Consider the following 1,188-nt stretch of genomic DNA (forward strand, 5'->3'; position numbering starts at 1 on the left):
AAGCGGCCGCTACCTCAGCCCCGACCCGATCGGCCTGGCGGGCGGCCTGCACCTGTACGGCTACGTACCCGACCCGAACGGCTGGATGGATCCGTGGGGGTGGGTGTGTGACCCTGTACATCATCTTGCAACAAATAAGCACTCACACTGGTCACCACGTTTCCGGAAATTATTTGATGACTATGGTCTTGGTCGTTTCAAAAACGGTAGACCGCGAACAGATGTATTAAATGACCCACTGAATAAAGTGAGAATTCCTGGACATAAAGGCCCACACCCTGATGACTCACACCAGTATATATTTGACCACCTTCAAAAAGCAGCAAAATCAGGGTCAGCAAATGGCGGAGGAAAAACCGGCGGCAAGGCGGCAATAGAAGCCGAACTAGAGCAGCTAAAATTAGAAGCCACTACACCAGGAACATGGTTAAACAAAGTATTAACAAAGACATGAGAGTAAAATGGACTACTTTCAAATAAGAATACAACCAGACAGCTCCACTTGGAAAAAATACGCCGCCTTCGACAACGACATAACCAACCAAGGCAACGCAATCGACCCAAACGACGCAAAAACATCACTAGAATATGAAATTGAGATAATCACAAATGGCGAACTACCAGAAGCATCATCAATAGGTGCGAACTTCATCATACTTCAAAAAAAACTAACCCCAGAATCAATACTCAAATCAGAATCAATAGAAAGAATAACAATAATTGAAAGAACAAGCAAAACCCCCTACATAGGCCTTAAAGCAAAAACAGCAATACCCTGCGCAAAACTTGAATTATGTGAATACGAAAAATGGCCGACCCCCCATCAACTTCAACCATGGGACAACCCAATTGGAAGAATATTCATAAAACCGGTCATCATAAAAGATAAAATACCAGATAACATTGATTTCTTTACAATAGAGAACTGGGGCGGACCATTCAACATAATTGCTAGTGAGTCAATCGCAAATGATCTAAAAAGAATCGAAAAATTCTCAAACCTTCTCTCGATATGCGAGATTAAATCCGTGTAACCTGCATATCTTAGTTTGTACATACCACGCAAACAGCAAACAAGCACCGCCGCCAGTACCAGTACGACCCCGCCGGCCGCCTGCTGCGCCAGACCCAGCAACACGGCGGATCGAGCGAAGCCTTTGAATGGGATGCCGCCGACAACCTGCTCAG

2 protein-coding genes are annotated in these 1,188 nt (G+C 45.2%); both read left to right on the forward strand.

Translation table 11 applies throughout. The features are described from left to right. On the forward strand, positions 1–454 hold a 454-nt coding region (locus C515_RS24125), incomplete at its 5' end, for an RHS repeat-associated core domain-containing protein (RefSeq protein ID WP_211234092.1). Between the two features lie 7 nt (positions 455–461). After that, positions 462–1,034 carry a hypothetical protein gene (locus tag C515_RS23755; RefSeq protein ID WP_144290515.1) on the forward strand — a complete coding sequence of 191 codons (573 nt, stop codon included), beginning with the start codon at positions 462–464 and terminating at the stop codon, positions 1,032–1,034. The last annotated feature ends 154 nt before the right edge of the window (positions 1,035–1,188 follow it).

This window comes from Chitinilyticum litopenaei DSM 21440, from assembly GCF_000428145.1.
GTDB classification, from domain to species: Bacteria; Pseudomonadota; Gammaproteobacteria; order Burkholderiales; family Chitinibacteraceae; genus Chitinilyticum; species Chitinilyticum litopenaei.